At 61.4% G+C, this 19,168-nt stretch carries 12 protein-coding genes and 2 riboswitches; of the genes, 5 read left to right on the top strand and 7 right to left on the bottom strand.

Features of this window, described 5'->3' with window-relative positions; all coding sequences use genetic code 11:
* Positions 1-22 precede the first annotated feature (22 nt).
* The 5 genes from OC605_RS15765 to cobW form a co-directional block, all read right to left on the bottom strand.
* Positions 23-1,582 carry a TerC family protein gene (locus OC605_RS15765; RefSeq protein ID WP_016774490.1) on the bottom strand — a complete coding sequence of 520 codons (1,560 nt, stop codon included), beginning with the start codon at positions 1,580-1,582 and terminating at the stop codon, positions 23-25.
* Between the two features lie 357 nt (positions 1,583-1,939).
* On the bottom strand, positions 1,940-2,632 hold the full coding sequence (locus tag OC605_RS15760; RefSeq protein WP_262138226.1) for a vWA domain-containing protein: 693 nt from the start codon (positions 2,630-2,632) through the stop codon (positions 1,940-1,942).
* Positions 2,605-3,615, bottom strand: coding sequence for an ATP-binding protein (locus tag OC605_RS15755; RefSeq protein WP_262138050.1), 1,011 nt, complete (start codon positions 3,613-3,615; stop codon positions 2,605-2,607). The genes OC605_RS15760 and OC605_RS15755 overlap by 28 nt, the downstream gene beginning before the upstream one ends.
* 224 nt (positions 3,616-3,839) lie before the next feature.
* Positions 3,840-7,688, bottom strand: coding sequence for a cobaltochelatase subunit CobN (gene cobN, locus OC605_RS15750; protein WP_262138048.1), 3,849 nt, complete (start codon positions 7,686-7,688; stop codon positions 3,840-3,842).
* Between the two features lie 3 nt (positions 7,689-7,691).
* Positions 7,692-8,756, bottom strand: coding sequence for a cobalamin biosynthesis protein CobW (cobW, locus tag OC605_RS15745; RefSeq protein WP_024012737.1), 1,065 nt, complete (start codon positions 8,754-8,756; stop codon positions 7,692-7,694).
* A 98-nt stretch (positions 8,757-8,854) separates the two neighbouring features.
* A riboswitch (cobalamin riboswitch) is annotated at positions 8,855-9,067 on the bottom strand.
* A 594-nt stretch (positions 9,068-9,661) separates the two neighbouring features.
* A riboswitch (cobalamin riboswitch) is annotated at positions 9,662-9,881 on the top strand.
* A 122-nt stretch (positions 9,882-10,003) separates the two neighbouring features.
* Between cobW and OC605_RS15740 the strand changes: the two genes are divergently transcribed.
* The 4 genes from OC605_RS15740 to cobM all read left to right on the top strand — a co-directional run bounded on the left by OC605_RS15740 (position 10,004) and on the right by cobM (position 12,149).
* Positions 10,004-10,201, top strand: coding sequence for a CbtB domain-containing protein (locus OC605_RS15740; RefSeq protein ID WP_016774486.1), 198 nt, complete (start codon positions 10,004-10,006; stop codon positions 10,199-10,201).
* Between the two features lie 11 nt (positions 10,202-10,212).
* Positions 10,213-10,914 (top strand): CbtA family protein, encoded by a 702-nt coding sequence (locus OC605_RS15735; protein WP_133338131.1) that lies wholly within the window; start codon positions 10,213-10,215, stop codon positions 10,912-10,914.
* The gene (locus OC605_RS15730; protein ID WP_186567179.1) at positions 10,911-11,324 is read left to right on the top strand and encodes a cobalamin biosynthesis protein; all 414 of its coding nucleotides are present in this window, start codon (positions 10,911-10,913) and stop codon (positions 11,322-11,324) included. The genes OC605_RS15735 and OC605_RS15730 overlap by 4 nt, the downstream gene beginning before the upstream one ends.
* 78 nt (positions 11,325-11,402) lie before the next feature.
* Positions 11,403-12,149, top strand: a complete 747-nt coding sequence (gene cobM / locus OC605_RS15725) for a precorrin-4 C(11)-methyltransferase (protein WP_262138040.1) — start codon at positions 11,403-11,405, stop codon at positions 12,147-12,149.
* Positions 12,150-12,292: 143 nt separating this feature from the next.
* Here the strand turns inward: cobM and nfuA are convergent, their stop codons facing one another.
* Both nfuA and OC605_RS15715 read right to left on the bottom strand, forming a co-directional pair.
* The gene (nfuA, locus tag OC605_RS15720; protein ID WP_003225494.1) at positions 12,293-12,877 is read right to left on the bottom strand and encodes a Fe-S biogenesis protein NfuA; all 585 of its coding nucleotides are present in this window, start codon (positions 12,875-12,877) and stop codon (positions 12,293-12,295) included.
* 103 nt (positions 12,878-12,980) lie between these two features.
* Positions 12,981-15,275 (bottom strand): fatty acid cis/trans isomerase, encoded by a 2,295-nt coding sequence (locus OC605_RS15715; protein ID WP_262138038.1) that lies wholly within the window; start codon positions 15,273-15,275, stop codon positions 12,981-12,983.
* 155 nt (positions 15,276-15,430) lie between these two features.
* Here OC605_RS15715 and metH point away from each other — a divergent pair, with 155 nt between their 5' ends.
* The gene (gene metH, locus OC605_RS15710; RefSeq protein WP_262138037.1) at positions 15,431-19,141 is read left to right on the top strand and encodes a methionine synthase; all 3,711 of its coding nucleotides are present in this window, start codon (positions 15,431-15,433) and stop codon (positions 19,139-19,141) included.
* Positions 19,142-19,168: the final 27 nt, after the last annotated feature.

Here is a 19,168-nt window from a genome sequence, read left to right as displayed (position 1 = left end):
CGCTGCGCCATTCCGCGAATGCTCAAGCCACCTCACGCTCCAGCAACACCCGCGTCACCCGCCGTTCTTCTACCGCTTTGACAGTCAGTTGCCAGCCCTCGTATTCCAGTCGATCACCGGTCATCGGCAACCGATCCAGCAGACTCATGACCAACCCGGCCATGGTCTGATAATCCTCGGTCGGCTCGGCATCGAAGCCGGTACGCTGGCGAACGCGAGCCAAGGGCAGCGCGCCGCTGACCAGAAACCCGCCGCGCTCTTCGACCACATCAGGGCCTTCGATTTCACTGGCATCGGGCAACTCACCGGCGATCGATTCGAGGATGTCAGTCATCGTCAATACACCGACGAAATCGCCAAACTCATTGACCACGAAGGCGATGTGCGTCGATGCCGCGCGCATCTGCTCCAGGGCATTGAGGATCGAATAACTGTCGAGCAGATTGACGGTCTTGCGTGCCAGATGCTCCAGGTTCGGCTCATTGCCGGCCAGATACTCCTTGAGCAATTCCTTCTTGTGTACGAAGCCAAGCGGCTCGTCCACCGCGCCATCGCGAATCAGCGGCAAGCGTGAATACGACGAATGCATCAACTTCGTGCGAATGGTTTCGGCGTCATCGGCAAGATCAATCAGGTCAACGTCGGCGCGCACCGTCATCAGGTTGCGAATCGGCCGCTCCGCCAGTTGCAGCACACCGCTGATCATCACCCGCTCACGACGGTCGAACAGCTCGGCCACCGGCGCTTCACCGTTGTCCAGCAGGTCGGAGATTTCCTCACCAACCTCCTCCGCCGCCAGCTTGCGGCCACCGAGCAGACGCATCACCGCATGGGCTGTGCGCTCGCGCATCGGGCGCACGCCCTGCATCGAACGTTTGCGCCGGGCCCGGGCGATCTGGTTGAAGACTTCGATGAGGATCGAGAAACCGATGGCGGCGTACAGGTAACCTTTCGGGATATGGAAGCCCAGACCTTCTGCGGTCAGGGCAAAACCGATCATCATCAGGAAGCCCAGACACAGCATGATCACGGTCGGATGTGCGTTGACGAAGCGGGTCAGCGGCTTGCTGGCAACGATCATCAGGCCGATGGAAATGATCACGGCGATCATCATCACCGCCAGTTCATCGACCATGCCCACGGCGGTAATCACCGCGTCGAGGGAGAACACCGCGTCGAGCACTACAATCTGCGCCACGATTGGCCAGAACAGCGCGTAGGTTGTGTTGGTCGAGCGCTCGCCGACATGGCCTTCGAGGCGCTCATGCAACTCCATCGTCGCCTTGAACAACAGGAACACGCCACCGAACAGCATGATCAGGTCGCGGCCGGAGAAGCTCTTGTCGAACACCTCGAACAACGGCTGCGTGAGCGTAACCAGCCAGGAAATGCTCGCCAACAGGCCCAGGCGCATGATCAACGCCAGCGACAGGCCGATGATCCGCGCGCGATCACGCTGATGCGGCGGCAGTTTGTCGGCAAGAATTGCGATGAACACCAGGTTGTCGATACCCAGTACCAGTTCCAGCACGATCAGAGTCAACAGGCCTAACCAGGCTGTGGGATCCGCTAACCATTCCATAAAACGTCTCGATCTCTCTTCAGTGAATTCAGGCGGCCGGACACGGCGAAGTGCAACGCAAAGGCTCAAGAGCCGCGTTATCAACCATAGTCGGTAGTCGGAAGACGGGGTGCTGCGAAAGGATCAAGACCGCGCGAAGGCGTGCTGGAGAGTGCTGACTGGGAGGCTCCGAGAGGGTGTTCATGTAGATCCTGAATGAAAAATGGCCTTGGAGCGTACAGCGTCGACCGGCCTGTTCTACAGCGGCAAATCATTTCAAAATCTGTATGAATGAACTCGACCGGAGATTTTCAGCGTTGCTGAAGAAGCCTTCGCGAGCAGGCTCGCTCCCACAGGGTTTGAGCAGCGCGGTGGATTTCAGCGTAAACCCAGCTCATCGATATGCTGATACTGCGCTTGCAGCGCGGTCGCCAGATCCTTCGCCCGGCCCAGTCGAATCGGCCCGCGCTCAATGTCGATCAGCAATCCCGGACACGCCAGCACTGGCAACGCCGACAGTTCTTTCACGCGACCATCGGTCACGATCAGGCAGCGTTGCTGTTCGGCAGAAAAGCGCTTGCGTCGCAGCGTCAGCCATTGCTGCGCCTGCTCCAGTGCCGCGAGCAACGGCGTGCCGCCACCGGCGCCCAGACCGTCGAGCCAGGCGCTCAGGCCGCTTGAGGCCTTCAAGCCTTGCACCTGCCATTTCGGCGCAGAACCACTGGCGGTCAGCAACGCCAGCCGCGCTCGCTGGTGGTAAGCATCGTCGAACAACTGCGCGAGCAGGCCCTTGGCATCGCTCAAGGCGTGATGGCGACGGGTCGAGGCCGACGCGTCGACGATCACCAGCCAGATTTCATGGGGCGAGCGGGTGCGCTGTTGAAACAGCAGATCGGCGCGGCGCTGGGGGCGGCCATTGAGCAGCGTGCCCGGCCAGTTCACCGAACCGCTGCCGGCCGCATGCCGTTGGCCCTGGCGGCCATTGTCGAGTTGTCCGGCACGGGGCTTGGCATTCGCCCCCGCGTCGGATCGGGGGCGAATGCCTAGGGCTTTTTTGCCAGTGGCGGCCAGCTTGGAACTTCGCGGCGGGTACCGGTGGCTTGCGCCGTCGCCGGCATCTCGCCCCACTGGCCCTGCCCTTCGCTGGACTTGCTGTCTGTGCCTGAAGGAGAGTGCGCTTGTGATTGGGTGCTGGATGAAGGGTGTTCGCGACGGCGATGGCGCAGGGCAAATTCGGCCACCGCGTCGATGTCCTCTTCAGCAATCGCATCCGCCCCACGCCACGCGGCATGGGCGCGGGCCGCGCGCAACCAGACCAGATCGGCACGCAAGCCATCGACGCCAGCAGCGAAACAACGCTCGGTAATCAACGCCAATGCCGCGTCATCCAGTGGAATGGCTGCCAAGCGCTCGCGGGCGCTTTCACAGCGCGAACGCAGGATTTGTTGCTCGCTCGCCCACTGCGCGCAGAACCCTTGTGGATCGCTGTCGAAATCCAGCCGCCGGCGAATGATCTGTCCGCGTTCGGCGGGCGCGGTGTGGCCGCTCAGGGCAACGTTCAAGCCGAAGCGGTCAAGCAGTTGCGGCCGCAGCTCGCCCTCTTCCGGGTTCATGGTGCCGATCAGGACGAATTTGGCCGAATGCCGATGGGAAATGCCGTCACGCTCGATCAGATTGGTACCGCTGGCGGCGACATCGAGCAGCAGGTCGACCAAGTGATCGGGCAGCAGATTGACCTCATCGACATAGAGCACGCCACCGTCAGCCTTGGCCAGAACACCGGGCGAAAACTGCGCGCGACCGTCGCTGAGGGCAGCATCGAGATCGAGGGTGCCGACCAGCCGCTCTTCGGTAGCGCCCAACGGCAAAGTGACGAACTGGCCGCTGGCGAGCAGGTCCGCCAGGCCCCGCGCCAGCGTCGACTTGGCCATGCCCCGCGGACCTTCGATGAGTACGCCGCCGATTTTCGAGTCGATGGCGGTCAGGCACAGGGCGAGCTTCAGGTCATCGGCGCCGACCACGGCGGAGAGTGGGAAATGCGGGGTGTCGGTCATTTTGGTTTTCCCTTTCGTGGTCTTTGGTGTGCTTGAGTTTTGGTGGCGTGTCAGTTGGGTGGCCCTCACCCTAACCCTCTCCCAGAGGGAGAGGGAACTGATCTGGGTGTTCTTGCAAGTTGCGCCGACCTGAATTATCGAGTTGAACTCAGGCCTCAAAACCAACACAAATCGGCTCCCTCTCCCTCCGGGAGAGGGCTGGGGTGAGGGTAGCTTTTTAGCGGCTACATATCTTCCTCGATATCCAACAGCAAATTCTCCAGCGCCTCCTTATAAGCCCCAGGCTCCTGCCACATCCCGCGCTGCTGCGCTTCGAGCATGCGTTCGGTCATGTCGCGCAACGCGTGGGGATTATGCTCACGGACAAAATCCCGGGTCGCCGGATCAAGCAAATATGCCTCCGCCAGCAGCGCGTACTGATGGTCATCGATCAACTGCGTAGTCGCATCGAAGGCGAACAGATTATCAACCGTCGCCGCCAGTTCGAACGCGCCTTTGTAGCCGTGACGCTTGATTCCGTCGATCCACTTCGGATTCGCCGCGCGCGAGCGCACCACGCGGTTCAACTCTTCCTTCAGGGTACGAATCTTCGGCAGATCCGGCTGGCTGTGATCGCCGTGATAACTGGCCGCCGCTTCGCCGCGCAGCGTCTCCACCGCCGCGAGCATGCCGCCCTGGAACTGGTAGTAATCGTTGGAATCGAGCAGGTCATGCTCGCGGTTGTCCTGGTTCTGCAGAACTGCCTGCACCTGGCTTAGGCGCTGGCTGAACTGCTCGCGGGCAGCCGTGCCCTCGTCGGCGCCGCCGTAAGCGTAGCCGCCCCAGTTCAGGTAAACCTCGGCGAGGTCTTCGCGGCTCTGCCACAAACGCCCGTCGATGGCGCCTTGCACCCCGGCGCCATACGCCCCCGGTTTCGCGCCGAAGATGCGCCACCCGGCCTGACGCCGCGCGGTGTCTTCATCGACGCCCGACTGCAACAGCGCCTCGCGTTCGGCACGCACTTTAGCGGCCAGCGGATTCAGGTCGTCCGGCTCGTCCAGCGCGGCCACCGCTTGCACGGCGGCGTCGAACAGGCGGATGAGGTTGGCAAACGCATCACGGAAAAACCCCGAAACCCGCAATGTCACATCGACCCGAGGACGATCGAGCAGACTCAGCGGCAGAATCTCGAAATCATCCACACGCTGACTGCCCGTGGCCCAGACCGGACGCACGCCCATCAACGCCATGGCCTGAGCGATGTCGTCGCCGCCGGTGCGCATGGTTGCGGTGCCCCACACGGACAAGCCGAGTTGGCGCAAGTGATCGCCGTGATCCTGCAAGTGTCGTTCGAGAATCAGCGTGGCGGACTGGAAACCGATGCGCCACGCAGTAGTTGTTGGCAGATTGCGCACGTCGACTGAATAGAAATTACGCCCGGTGGGCAGGACGTCGAGACGGCCACGGCTGGGTGCGCCGCTGGGGCCGGCGGGGACGAAACGACCGCTGAGGGCGTCAAGCAGACCGCGCATTTCGGCCGGGCCGCAAGCATCGAGGCGCGGGGCGACGACTTCGCGCAGATGCTCGAGTATCGAATCAACCTCAGCCCACCCCGGCCCTTGTGGGAGCGAGCCTGCTCGCGAAGGCGTCGGGTCAGACAACTGGTCTTTTACTGACACACCGCTTTCGCGAGCAGGCTCGCTACCACAGGGGACATTCAGTGTTTGGGAGATCAGGTCTGCGGCAAACAATTCGAGGCGTTCGCGGGTGTCGCCGGCGGTGCGCCAGACTTCTTCGCTGATGGTCTGCAACTCGGTCGGACGCGGGCCACTCCAGGCATCGGCCAACGCGCAATCCAGCGGATCAAAACCAAGATCAAACGCTTTAGCCAGTGCTCGCAGCAGACTCGACTGCGCGGCCTTGCCGTCACCGCGCGGGATGCGCAGCAACGCGAGCAAGGTGTCGATACGCAAGCGCCCGCTCGGCGATTCGCCGAAAATGTGCAACCCATCGCGAATCTGCGATTCCTTCAGGTCGCACAGATAAGTGTCCAGACGCGGCAACCAGATCGCCGCATCGGCATCGCTGTCCAGCGCTGCGTCCAGTTGCAGTTCGCGGTCGATCTGCGTGTCACGCACCAATTGCAGAATGTCGCGTTGCAACTCACGGGCGCGGCGCGGATCGAGCAGTTGCGCCTCGTAATACTCGTCGGCGAGCAGCTCCAGATTGCGCAGCGGCCCGTAGGTTTCGGCGCGGGTCAGCGGGGGCATCAAGTGGTCGATGATCACCGCCTGCGTGCGGCGTTTGGCCTGGGCGCCCTCGCCCGGATCGTTGACGATAAACGGATAGATATTTGGCAGCGGCCCGAGCAACGCATCCGGCCAGCAGTTTTCCGACAGCCCAACCCCTTTGCCCGGCAGCCATTCGAGATTGCCATGCTTGCCGACGTGGATCACGCCGTGGGCGCCGTAGGTGTTGCGCAACCAGAAATAGAACGCCAGATAGCCGTGCGGCGGCACCAGATCCGGGTCGTGGTACACCGCGCTCGGATCGACCTGATAACCCCGGGCCGGCTGGATGCCGACAAAGGTCAGACCGAAACGCAGACCGGCGATCATCAGGCGACCGTCGCGGCACATCGGATCGTTTTGCGGCGCCCCCCAACGCTCCATCACCGCCGCGCGATTCGCCTCCGGCAACGCGTTGAACATTGCCAGGTAATCGTCCATCGCCAGGCTCTGCTGGCACGGGCGCAGGTCGAGACTATCGAGGTCGTTGCTGACACCGCCGAGCAGTTGCTGGATCAGTTCGGTGCCGCTGTCGGGCAACTCGGCCGTGATCGGATAACCTTCGGCACGCAATGCGCGGAGGATGTTCAGCGCCGCCGCCGGTGTATCGAGGCCGACACCGTTGCCGATGCGGCCGTCGCGGGTCGGATAGTTGGCGAGGATCAGCGCGATGCGTTTTTTACCATTGGCCACGCGCGCCAGATCAACCCAGCGCCGCGCCAGTTCGGCGACGAAATCCATGCGTTCGGGCTGGGCGCGATAGCAGACCACATCGGACTGACTGCGCTCGCTGCGCCAGGCCAGATCCTTGAAGCTGATCGGTCGGCTGATGATGCGCCCGTCAAGCTCCGGCAAAGCAATGTGCATCGCCAGATCACGCGGCCCGAGACCCTGTTCGCTGTCGCGCCAGCCGGGTTCGTTGTCCTGAGCGCAGATGGCTTGAATCACTGGGATGTTGCGGCGAAACGGGCGCAGATGCGGCGCTTCGGGGCTGGACTGGGCAAAACCGGTGGTGTTGAGAATCACCCCCGCCTCGACTTCATCCAGCCAGTCCTCGACCACAGACAAGCAACCGGGTTCTTTCAGACTGGCCACCGCGATCGGCAGCGGATTGAGCCCGGCTGCCCGCAAACGCTGACAGAACACATCAATGAACGCCGTGTTCGCCGCCTGCAAATGCGAGCGATAAAACAACAGCGCCGCCACCGGTTGACCGGGCAGCCATTCGGCTTGCCAGTCACTCAGGGCAGCGCTGTTTTTCTGTGGGTGATAAATCGCCGTGCGCGGCAGGGTTTGCGGCTCGCCCCACGAATAATCCCGGGCAAACGATTGGTTGCCCAAGCAGCGGAAAAAATCCAGCGCATTGCCCATGCCGCCCTGACGCAGAAATTGCCAGAGTCTATCGCGTACTTCGGCGCTGACCGTGCTCAAGTCACTGAGCTCGGGGTCCGGGCGGTCATCGCCGGGCACCAGAATCAGTTGCACGCCGCGTTCGGACAACTCGACCAGCCGCTCGACACCGTAGCGCCAATAGGCGATGCCGCCATGCAGCGAGATCAGAATGACTTTGGCGTGGCGCAGCACTTCGTCGACGTACAGATCGACCGAAGCATGATTCTGCACCTGCATCGGGTTGGCCAGACGCAGGCTCGGGTAGTCATCGGGCAATTGCTGCGCAGCCTCGGCGAGCAGCGCCAGGCTGGAATCGCCGCTGCACAGGATCACCAGCTCGGCGGGGGTTTGTCCGAGATCGGCAATGTTGTCGTCCGAGACGAATCCACCGGGCTGGGTCCTGAGCAGGTGCATGGCTTAAACGCTGAGCGCAGCGCGCAATTGCGCTTCGAGTTGTGCGGCATCGAGTTCCTGACCGATCAGCACCAGACGCGTGACGCGCGCTTCTTCGGCGCCCCACTGACGGTCGAAATGCTTGTCGAAACGCGTGCCCACACCCTGGATCAACAGGCGCATCGGCTTGTTCGGAATCGCCGCGAAGCCTTTCACGCGCAGAATGCCGTGTTGCACCACCAGTTGCGTCAGCGCGTCGAGCAGCAGGCTTTCATCGGCTTGCGGCAGTTCGATTGAGATCGAATCGAAGGCGTCGTGATCGTGATCGTCGTCATCACCGTCATGGTGGTGATCGTGGTGACTGTGGCGGCTGTCGATGTGCTCCTCAGAGCCGGCACCGAGGCCGATCAACACGTCGAGCGGCAGGCGGCCGTTGCTGGCTTCGATGATTTTTACCGCTGGCGGCAGCTCTTCGGCGACTTCAGCGCGCACCCGAGCCAGATCTTCCGCGCTCGTCTGGTCGGCTTTGTTGAGGATGACCAGGTCAGCACTGGCCAGTTGATCGGCGAACAATTCGTGCAGCGGCGACTCGTGATCAAGGTTCGGATCGAGTTTGCGCTGGGCATCGACCTGATCCGGGAACGCTGCGAAGGTGCCAGCAGCGACGGCCGGGCTGTCGACCACGGTGATCACCGCATCGACAGTGCAGGCACTGCGAATTTCCGGCCACTGGAAGGCTTGCACCAACGGCTTGGGCAAGGCCAGGCCAGAGGTTTCGATGAGAATGTGATCAAGATCGCCGCGACGGGCGACCAGCTCGCGCATCACCGGAAAGAATTCTTCCTGCACCGTGCAGCACAGGCAGCCGTTGGCCAGCTCATATACGCGGCCGCTGGCCTCTTCTTCGGTGCAGCCGATGGTGCATTGCTTGAGGATTTCACCGTCGATACCGAGCTCGCCAAACTCGTTGACAATCACCGCGATGCGCCGGCCCTGAGCGTTGTCGAGCATGTGCCGCAGCAGCGTGGTTTTGCCCGAACCGAGGAAACCGGTGACGATAGTGACGGGGAGTTTGGCCAGTGTTTTCATCGGTATGCCCTTTGGCAAGCGGCGGGCATACGGGACGAGAACCGGCAGCGCGCATGCACGCCGGAAGCATTCGCCACCGGATCACCCCGCCCGGTTGTAGTGAGAATCTGTGACGAGGCAGGTCTCCTGGCTGACGGCGTTCAGGCGCTGGGCCTGGCGTTCATTGCGCCTTCCCGCTGGCTCATCGGTTGAGCTGGCAGTGGCGTGGCAACGAACATCACCGTTCACAGTTGCGGGGGCAGCCGCGGCTTTGACCGCGTTCCCTTCTTAGCTTCGGCGAGTGCCGAAGAACCTCGAAAGCGCAAGGCTACGCATGGGTCCGTCGTGGGTCAATGGGTCGGTGAGTCTGAAACTGGGGGTATATCCGTTGCTGCGGTAACGGCTTCCTATGGTTTCGCTCTTACAGCGAGTCCCTTTTTCAAACGCCAAAAAGGAACCAAAAGGCTTTGCCCCGGCGTACGGCCCGCTCGCCGGGGCTCGGGGTACCTTCGTTACGGGACCGATCCGGGCGCAGCCTGCTGAAGGGGCAAAAGATCAAAGCCAAAGCAAAAGCCAGATCTAGAGCCCCTCACCCTAGCCCTCTCCCCGAGGGAGAGGGGACTGACCGAGGTGTTTAGGCGAAATACGCCGACTTGCGTTACCGAGTCGAATGCAGATTTTGAACACCACACAAATCGGCTCCCTCTCCCTCGGGAGAGGGCTGGGGTGAGGGGCAGCAACAACACAAATTAAAAGCCGAACACCCACGCTTTTCACCACTCAATAAGCCGAGTGTCAGCTCGCCTGCTCTTGATCTTGATCTTGATCCACCGGCGACGGATATACACACAAAAACATCAGAAAAATCCCCCACCGCAGCACCGAAAACTTCCCGGAAATTGACTAAAAACCCAAACCCATGTTCTCCTGCCCACCTTGTTACGGGTGCCCTTCACAGGGTGAAACGGGAAACCGGTGAATCATGTGCTTTACTCAAGGCCATGTCAGTCCGGTGCTGCCCCCGCAACGGTAAGCGAGCGAAGCGTCAGATCCACTGTGCCCCGGCATGGGAAGGTGATGCTTGCAGGTCGGCGACCAGCCAGCCCCTCGCAAGCCCGGAGACCGGCCCGCAACACCCAGCGCGCGCAAGCGCGGCTGACCACAAACAAACCCGCGGTGGGCGGGCGCTGTTCGAAATCCCTGCGTGCCCGGCTCGCAGGGATTTTCATGCGCTCTGTTTACCCGCTGACATTTCAGAGGGAAGCGCTATGTCGATCATCAGCAATACCGTCAGCCACACTGACCACATCTCCAGCAGCACCACACTCGGCCAACGCGTCGCCGCCGCCCTCTTCGCCTCGATCCTCGGTGCCAGCCTGGTCTGGTTCGCCGGTTTCTCGCACATCGAAGCGGTGCACAACGCCGCCCACGATACCCGCCACAGCGCCGCGTTCCCGTGCCACTGAGGCCTTTCAACATGATCAAGCGTATCGCGCAAACCGCAGGCTTCACCGGCCTGCTGGCCGCCCTGCTGCTGACGTTGCTGCAGAGCTTCTGGGTATCGCCACTGATTCTTCAGGCCGAAACCTTCGAGAAATCCGAGCCGGTCGCCGAAGCTCACCAACATGCCACCGGTACCGCCGCCCACAGCCATGATGCTGAGGCCTGGGAGCCAGAAGATGGCTGGCAGCGTGTGGCTTCGACCACTGGCGGCAATCTGGTGGTTGCGGTCGGTTTCGCTTTGATGCTCGCTGGCCTGTACACCCTGCGCGCGCCGACCAGGACTTCGCAAGGCCTGCTTTGGGGTCTGGCCGGTTACGCGACGTTCGTTCTCGCGCCGACCTTGGGCCTGCCACCTGAATTGCCGGGCACAGCCGCCGCTGATCTGGCTTCGCGGCAGATCTGGTGGATCGGCACTGCCGCTTCGACCGCCGTCGGCCTGGCGCTGATTGCCTTCAGCCGTCACTGGCTGATGAAGCTTCTCGGTGTGGCGATTCTCGCCGTGCCGCATGTGATTGGCGCGCCGCAACCGCAGGTGCATTCGATGCTTGCCCCGGAGGCGCTGGAAACGCAGTTCAAGATCGCTTCGCAGCTGACCAACGTGGCGTTCTGGCTGGCTTTGGGCGTGATCAGTGCGTGGTTGTTCCGCCGCAAAAGCGCGAGCCAATACCAGGCATGAGCGATGACCGCGCAGCGCCGACCTTCGTGGTCGGCCTCGGCTGCCAGCGCGGCTGCCCGGCCAGTACGTTGCGTGCATTACTCGATCAAGCGTTGCAGGCGCACCGCATCGAGTTGCGAGCGGTCAAGGCTCTGGCGAGTATCGATCTCAAGCGCGACGAACCGGGGTTGCTGGAACTGGCCACACAATTGAACCTGCCGCTGCAGTATTTCAATAGTGCCGAGCTGGCGCCCTTTCAACAGCGCCTCAGTCATCAATCGCAGATCGCCTTTGAGCGCACCGGCTGCTACGGCGTGGCGGAAAGCGCCGCGCTGGCGCTGGCCGAGCAACTGATTCAGGCGCCGGCGAAACTGCTGATCCACCGGCAGAAATATGCGCAGGCCACGCTGGCATTGGCCGGCGCTGCATAAAATCCCGATAATCCCCGCCATTGATCATGAGCACGCTTCATCTGCAGTGGGGCTGCGCCTCTTCACAAGGATTCAACGATGACCGTCTACTTCATCGGCGCCGGCCCCGGCGATCCGGAACTCATCACCGTCAAAGGCCAACGGCTGATTCGCAGCTGCCCGGTGATCATCTATGCCGGCTCGCTGGTACCCGCAGCGGTGCTGGAAGGTCATCAGGCCGAAATCGTGGCCAACAGCGCTGAACTGCATCTGGAACAAATCATCGATCTGATCAGGACGGCCCATGCCAAAGGCCAGGATGTTGCCCGCGTGCATTCGGGGGATCCAGGTCTGTACGGCGCGATTGGTGAGCAGATCCGCTACTTGCGTGAGCTGAGCATTCCTTTCGAGATCATTCCTGGCGTGACCGCCACAGCGGCATGCGCAGCGCTGCTGGGCGCCGAGCTCACTCTGCCGGACATCTCGCAAAGCGTGATTCTGACCCGTTACGCCGACAAGACCGCAATGCCCGCCGGCGAAGAGCTGGCCAGCCTGGCGCAACATGGTGCGACCATGGCCATTCATCTGGGGGTCAATCATCTGGAAAAGATACTGGTTGAATTGCTGCCACATTACGGCGCGGACTGCCCGATTGCGGTGATTCACCGGGCGACATGGCCAGATCAGGATTGGGTCGTCGGGACATTGGCGGACATTGCCGCAAAGGTCGAGGCCAAAGGGTTTCGGCGTACGGCGCTGATTCTGGTTGGGCGGGTGTTGGGCAGTGAGGTATTTAGCGAGTCGTCGTTGTATCGCGCCGGGCATGCGCATCTTTATCGCCCTTGAAGACGCCTTCGCGAGCAGGCTCGCTCCCACCAGAAATTGCATTTCATTGTGGGAGCGAGCTTGCTCGCGAATGGGGCGGCAAAAGTTGCCCATAAAAAAACGGCGCTCACGGGGCGCCGTTTTTCATGTTCGCAGCGAACGCCTTAGTAGTAGGCGTTTTCTTTCTGCGTGTGGTCAGTCACGTCGCGAACGCCCTTGAGCTCCGGGATGCGCTCGAGCAGAGTGCGCTCGATGCCTTCCTTCAAGGTCACGTCGGCCTGGCCGCAGCCCTGGCAACCGCCACCGAACTGCAACACGGCAATGCCGTCCTCGACCACATCGATCAGGCTGACCTGACCGCCGTGGCTGGCCAGCCCCGGGTTGATCTCGGTTTGCAGGTAGTAGTTGATGCGCTCGTTGACCGGGCTGTCGGCATTGACCATCGGCACTTTGGCATTTGGCGCCTTGATGGTCAGCTGGCCGCCCATACGGTCGGTGGCATAGTCGACAACGGCGTCGTCAAGAAACGCTTCGCTGAAGGAATCGATGTAAGCGGTGAAGCTTTTCAGCCCCAGCGCGGTATCTTCAGGCTTCTCTTCGCCCGGCTTGCAGTAGGCAATGCAGGTTTCGGCGTACTGGGTGCCAGGCTGGGTAATGAAGACACGGATGCCGATGCCCGGGGTGTTCTGCTTGGAGAGCAGATCGGCCAGGTAATCATGGGCGGCGTCGGTAATGGTAATAGCGGTCATAAAAACTCCTCGCAGGCTTGGGCGCAGTTTACGCCAATCGGCGCGACTGACAAAGTCCTAGTATTTTTGTCGGGAAAGAATCCCGGCATATGCCTGCGAATGCTCAAAGGTTCTCGTACCGGTTCATATCCAGCACACCCTCTTCCACCGGATCGGTTTCGTGGATGTACTGGCTCAGATCGTGAAAATACAGCCAGAACTGCGGATGACTGCGACGAATGCCCCAGCGTTCGACGATCTTGTCGAACCGATTGGCATCCCTGGCATTCTCCATGGCATCGACAAACGCTGGCACCTGCTCGGCCGGTACGTTGAACATGAAGTTCGGGTAACTGGTGAGTACGCCCGGATAGATCGTCAAGGTGTCGAGACCCGGTTGATAGCGCAGCGACTCACCGAGCAGAAACGCCACGTTGCTGTGCGCGCGGTTGCGCAGCACGCTGTAGACCTCGCGCTTGCCGCTGGCGGTTTCGACACGCAGCAAGGTCGCTTCAGGCATCTGGTCGATGACTTTCAACCCTGCGGCCGGTCGCGAGGCCAGACGGCTCAGGGCCTGCTCGGCGTTCTGCAACGCCGGATCTATATTCGGTCGCGAGCAATAAGCGCCGTCGCAGCGATTGATCGGGTCTGGCCGCGCGTTCAGATCACCGTAGCGCGCCAGCAACTGCATGGCGAAATCGTGTTTCGGGTCTTTCTCGTCGAGCTTCAGCGCGGTCGGTTTGTCGTCATCAATGGCCTCGTAATCGAGCCACATCTTGAATTGGCCGCCGTCCTGGTACCAATCGTTGAGGTAATCCTCGCGTGAGTCGGCGGGCATCAGGCGCAGGAAGTTCTGCTCCGCGCCATTACGGATCAGGTCGAAATACAGGCGAGTCTGCGCTTGATGGGAGACGTTGCCGAACACGTCGAAGTTGACCGCGAGCTGGTAATAGGTGCGCTCAAGCAGCGGATAGTCGAACAGCCACATGGTCTGAGGCACCTCACCGATCAGCCCCTTGGTCACCGAAGCGCTGTCGAAGTGGCGGAAAATGCTCAGCAAGGCGTTGTCGTTGCCGGCCCACAGCGTCGACCAGCTCGGCGCCGGCAGATCGGCGTAGCTGTCGCGGCGCAAGGCTTCGTATTCGTTGCGCTTGTCGCGGTAGTTGCGCCACAGGCTCAGCACGCTGCCGACATCGTCGTTCTGCCCCGGCATCGCCAGCAACGGCGTGGCCTGGCCGCGGTAGTTCGGGTCGGTGATGTAGAGGTCATGCTCCGGGGCCTGGAACAGCGCCCAGAAGTTGTCGCGGATCACGTCGGTCGCGATCTGCCCACGGCACACCGGGCCGCGAATGAAGGTGCGGACGAAGTATTCGGCGTTATCGAGCATGAACTGATAGCGCGCCTGCGCCGGAATCGCCTCGAAAGTGGCAAACGGATTGGCACGGCTCTGCGGGCCGTAACCCGGCAGCGCATTGACCTGCCAGTTGCCGCTGTAGAACAGGCTCTTGATCCGGGCCATTTTCGCCGCGCTCAGCGGATAAGTGATGTGCGTCTTGTGCACGATCACCCCCTGCACCGGCCACAAGCGGTAATACACCTGCGTGCCCGGGTCGTCGTTGGGGCGGCGCGTGGCGATCAGGTCGATCGGCTGGCCGCTCGGCGTACGCGAACGTACCCACTGGAAATAATGCCCCGGCTCGCCGTCCTTGAAATAAATGTGCGCCAGATACCAGTGCTCGAACAGCCAGCGACCGACCAGACTCTGCCGGGCGCCGGGGGCGTTGAGCAGGTTTTCCCACTGCAGGATCTGCATGGCCTCTTTGGCACTCGGCGCCAGGCTCTGCTCGTCAATCGGCGCGCCAGACGCCAGCCAGCGCTGCAAGGTCTGATATTGCTGGTCGGTCAGCCCGGTGACGGCCAGCGGCATGCCCTCTTTCGGGTGCGCGCCGGCATATCCGTCGAACTCCGCAGGCATTGCGCATAGATTGTTGCGATTAAGCCCCAAGACAATGTCTTCGGGCAGCTTGGCATTCGGCGTCAGCGGCGTCTTGTGGCCGAGTTCAAGCATGCGTGCCATCAGCGCGGCCTGACTGCCTTGGGCGTCGAGCACCGAATAGAAGTCTTTCTGCTGCCAGGCGCGCTTGCCGAAGGCGTCGTAAAACAGGCGCGTGGTCGGTGCCGCCTGGGTGCGTTCGCCGTCATATACCGGCATCTTGCTCGCGCCACGAGCGGCGCCTTCGCCACTGCCCAGATTGAGCTGGCAAGCCGAGTCGTAACAGGCATGGCAGGCTACGCACTTCTCGGTGAAGATCGGTTGGATATCTCGGCTGTAGGAGATGGAAGAAGAAATGGCGGGATCTTGCGCCGCAACGCTCCCGCTCAGGACCAGCAACCATAAACTGATGAAGCGGTGCGGCATGCTGCTGATCTCGATGATAAAAAAAGGCTGCGATTCTACCGTTATGACGCTCGTACCAACATGAGCGATATTCATGCAAAAGCTGCACATGCTCCAAAAGCGCACAGGTTTGCTATGATCGCGCTCCTTCGTAATGGTCTTTTCGAGTAGTCCACATGTCCGATCGCAGCGTCCGCCTTCAAGCTCTCAAGCAAGCCCTCAAAGAGCGCATCCTGATTCTCGACGGCGGGATGGGCACGATGATCCAGAGCTACAAGCTCGAGGAGCAGGATTATCGCGGCAAGCGCTTCGCGGACTGGCCGAGCGACGTCAAGGGCAACAACGACCTGCTGGTGATCACCCGTCCGGACGTGATCGGCGGCATCGAAAAAGCCTATCTGGACGCCGGCGCCGACATTCTCGAAACCAACACTTTCAACGCCACGCGCATTTCCATGGCCGATTACGGCATGGAAGAGCTGGCCTACGAGTTAAACGTAGAAGGCGCACGTCTGGCGCGCAAGATTGCCGACGCCAAGACCGCCGAAAACCCGGCCAAGCCGCGCTTCGTTGCCGGCGTGCTCGGCCCGACCAGCCGCACCTGCTCGCTGTCACCCGACGTCAACAACCCCGGCTACCGCAACGTCACCTTCGATGAGCTGGTGGAAAACTACACTGAAGCCACCAAGGGCCTGATCGAAGGTGGCGCCGACCTGATCCTGATCGAAACCATCTTCGACACCCTCAACGCCAAAGCGGCGATCTTTGCCGTACAAGGTGTATTCGAAGAGCTGCACCTCGAACTGCCGATCATGATTTCCGGGACCATCACCGACGCTTCCGGCCGTACCTTGTCCGGCCAGACCACCGAAGCGTTCTGGAACTCGGTGGCGCACGCCAAGCCGATTTCCGTGGGCCTGAACTGCGCCCTCGGCGCCAGCGAACTGCGGCCGTACCTGGAAGAACTGTCGAACAAGGCCAGCACCCACGTTTCCGCGCACCCGAACGCCGGCCTGCCGAATGAATTCGGCGAGTACGATGAACTGCCGTCGCAAACCGCCAAAGTCATCGAAGAATTCGCCCAGAGCGGTTTTCTCAACATCGTCGGTGGCTGCTGTGGCACCACGCCGGGGCACATCGAAGCGATCGCCAAAGCCGTGGCCGGTTACGCGCCACGTCAGATTCCGGACATTCCCAAGGCCTGCCGACTCTCCGGTCTGGAGCCGTTCACCATCGATCGCAGCTCGCTGTTCGTCAACGTCGGCGAACGCACCAACATCACCGGTTCGGCAAAATTCGCCCGCCTGATCCGTGAAGACAACTACACCGAAGCCCTCGAAGTCGCTCTGCAGCAGGTTGAGGCCGGCGCGCAGATCATCGACATCAACATGGACGAGGGCATGCTCGATTCGAAGAAGGCCATGGTCACCTTCCTCAATCTGATCGCCGGCGAACCGGATATCTCGCGCGTGCCGATCATGATCGACTCGTCGAAATGGGAGGTCATCGAAGCCGGCCTCAAGTGCATCCAGGGCAAGGGCATCGTCAACTCGATCAGCATGAAAGAAGGCGTCGAGCAGTTCATCCATCACGCCAAGCTGTGCAAGCGCTACGGCGCTGCGGTGGTGGTGATGGCCTTCGACGAAGCCGGTCAGGCCGACACCGAAGCGCGCAAGAAAGAAATCTGCAAACGCTCCTACGACATCCTGGTCAACGAAGTCGGCTTCCCGCCGGAAGACATCATCTTCGACCCGAACATCTTCGCCGTCGCTACCGGCATCGAAGAGCACAACAACTACGCCGTCGACTTCATCAATGCCTGCGCCTACATCCGCGATGAGCTGCCGTATGCACTGAGCTCCGGCGGCGTGTCCAACGTGTCGTTCTCGTTCCGTGGCAACAACCCGGTGCGTGAGGCGATTCACTCGGTGTTCCTGCTCTACGCGATCCGCGCCGGGCTGACCATGGGCATCGTCAACGCCGGCCAGCTGGAGATCTACGATCAGATCCCGGTCGAGCTGCGCGACGCGGTCGAAGACGTGATCCTCAACCGCACCCCGGACGGCACCGACGCCCTCCTCGCCATCGCCGACAAGTACAAGGGCGACGGTAGCGTCAAGGAAGCCGAGACCGAAGAATGGCGCAACTGGGACGTCAACAAACGTCTGGAACACGCGCTGGTCAAGGGCATCACCACGCACATCGTTGAAGACACCGAAGAATCCCGCCAGTCGTTTGCGCGGCCGATCGAAGTGATCGAAGGCCCGTTGATGTCCGGCATGAACATCGTCGGCGACCTGTTCGGCGCCGGCAAAATGTTCCTCCCGCAAGTGGTGAAATCCGCCCGCGTGATGAAGCAGGCCGTGGCGCACTTGATTCCGTTCATCGAACTGGAGAAAGGCGACAAGCCGGAAGCCAAGGGCAAGATCCTCATGGCTACGGTCAAGGGCGACGTGCACGACATCGGCAAGAACATCGTCGGCGTGGTGCTCGGTTGCAACGGCTATGACATTGTCGACCTCGGCGTAATGGTCCCGGCCGAGAAAATCCTGCAGGTCGCCAAAGAAGAAAAATGCGACATCATCGGCCTTTCCGGCCTGATCACGCCGTCGCTGGACGAGATGGTCCACGTTGCCCGTGAAATGCAGCGTCAGGATTTCCATCTGCCACTGATGATCGGTGGCGCGACGACGTCGAAAGCGCACACCGCGGTGAAGATCGAGCCAAAGTACAGCAACGATGCCGTGGTCTACGTGACCGACGCGTCGCGCGCCGTCGGCGTGGCGACACAATTGTTGTCCAAGGAACTCAAGGCCGGTTTCGTCGAGAAGACCCGCCTGGAATACATCGACGTGCGCGAGCGTACGTCCAATCGCAGCGCCCGTACCGAACGCCTGAGCTACGCCGCCGCGATCGCCAAGAAGCCGCAATTCGACTGGGCCAATTATCAGCCAGTGGTACCGACTTTCACCGGCATCAAGGTGCTCGACAACATCGATTTGAAGGTACTGGCCGAGTACATCGACTGGACACCGTTCTTCATTTCCTGGGATCTGGCCGGCAAATTCCCGCGCATCCTCGAAGACGAAGTGGTCGGTGAAGCCGCCACTGCGCTGTACAAGGACGCGCAGGAAATGCTCGCCAAGCTCATCGACGAAAAATTGATCAGCGCCCGTGCGGTGTTCGGTTTCTGGCCGGCCAATCAGGTCAACGAAGACGACATCGAGCTGTACGACGACAACGGCAAGCCGCTGGCCAAGCTGCATCACTTGCGTCAGCAGATCATCAAGACCGACGGCAAGCCGAACTTCTGCCTCGCCGACTTCGTGGCGCCGAAGGACAGCGAAGTCACCGACTATGTCGGCGGCTTTATCACCACCGCTGGCATCGGCGCCGAAGAAGTGGCCAAGGCCTATCAGGACGCGGGCGACGACTATAACTCGATCATGGTCAAGGCCCTCGCCGACCGCTTGGCCGAAGCCTGCGCCGAATGGCTGCACCAGCAGGTGCGAAAAGAGCACTGGGGTTATGCCAAGGATGAAACGCTCGACAACGATGCGCTGATCAAAGAGCAATACCGTGGCATCCGCCCTGCTCCCGGCTACCCGGCCTGCCCGGATCACACCGAGAAAGCGGCGCTGTTCACCCTGCTCGATCCAGAGGCTGCCGAAATGCGCGCCGGGCGCAGTGGCGTGTTCCTCACCGAACACTACGCAATGTTCCCCGCCGCAGCGGTCAGCGGCTGGTACTTTGCTCATCCGCAGGCGCAGTACTTTGCCGTGGGCAAGATCGACAAGGATCAAGTGCAGAGCTACACCGCGCGCAAAGGCCAGGACCTGAGCGTGACCGAGCGTTGGCTGGCGCCGAATCTGGGTTACGACAGCTGAGTCTGGGCGAAACCTGGGAGCGTCCTG

The organism is Pseudomonas sp. Marseille-Q5117 (assembly GCF_946901175.1).
Taxonomy (GTDB): Bacteria; Pseudomonadota; Gammaproteobacteria; order Pseudomonadales; family Pseudomonadaceae; genus Aquipseudomonas; species Aquipseudomonas iranensis.
Note: the sequence above shows the minus strand (reverse complement) of the source record. Positions and strands in the feature narration are given on the sequence as shown.